This window comes from Variovorax sp. WDL1 (assembly GCF_001541225.1).
In the GTDB taxonomy this organism is placed as follows: Bacteria; Pseudomonadota; Gammaproteobacteria; order Burkholderiales; family Burkholderiaceae_C; genus Variovorax.
The window spans coordinates 1,576-2,501 of the sequence record NZ_LMTS01000143.1 but is presented as its reverse complement, the minus strand read 5'-3'; the positions used below and the strand labels follow the sequence as shown (position 1 = coordinate 2,501).

The window sequence follows — 926 nt, the reverse complement described above, 5'->3', positions numbered from 1 at the left end:
AGGACACGACGGGCATCGGCACCGAGGCGACGCGGGCCAAGATCATCAGCGGGCTGATCGCCCGCGGCTACATCGTGAAGAAGGGACGCTCCATTCGCGCATCGGATGCGGCGTTCACGCTGATCGACGCCGTGCCCGCGGCGATTGCCGACCCCGGCACCACCGCCGTCTGGGAACAGGCGCTGGACATGATCGAGGCCGGCCAACTCACCCTGGACGTGTTCATCGGCAAGCAGGCCGCGTGGATTTCGCAGTTGATCGCGCAGTACGGCAGCACGTCCCTGTCCATCAAGGTTCCCCAAGGACCGGCTTGTCCGCAGTGCGGCGCACCCACGCGCCAGCGCACCGGCAAGAGCGGCCCGTTCTGGTCGTGCAGTCGCTACCCCGACTGCAAAGGCACGCTGCCGGTGGAAACCGGCACGTCCAAGCGTGGTGCCTCGCGTCCACGCAAGAGCGGCCGCAAGGGCGCCTGACCGACCCCGTTCCCCGTGAGCCGTGCCCGCCATCGGCGGCGTGGCCCGTGTCCCGCACGCCCTGCGGGACGCCCTAGCGCGCAACGCCTTCTTGATCCGTGTGCGCGTCCCGTCCGGCCGTCCCCGGCCGCGGGACCTGAAGGTGGCTTCTCCGCGAACCGCACCCCGCGCGTTCTCCTCGTCTGCATTCCTTCCGCCGCTGCGAAGGGTCCCCCGATGGCTTGCCTGTGCGAGCCATCCGGAGACCCTTCGTGGTCAGCGGTATTCGGTGCCGGTGCCCGCCGGCGCAAAAACGGGCTCCCTTTGTGCGCGGATGTGCGCCAGACGATGCCGGCCCCAGCCACGACATGGGCCGGGTGTGATTGCTGGATGAGCAGACGGTTCTAGCGACGACCGGGCCTGCCAATCAGCCCACGGGTGGTTCTTCTTTCCTCCCGAGCCGAAGGCCCCTGG

General features: G+C 69.0%; 1 protein-coding gene. It reads left to right on the top strand.

Annotated elements, in window-relative coordinates; all coding sequences use genetic code 11:
- Positions 1-473, top strand: a 473-nt coding sequence (locus tag APY03_RS44140; protein WP_232324340.1) for a DNA topoisomerase, incomplete at its 5' end; no start/stop codon positions are given.
- Between the last annotated feature and the right edge of the window lie 453 nt (positions 474-926).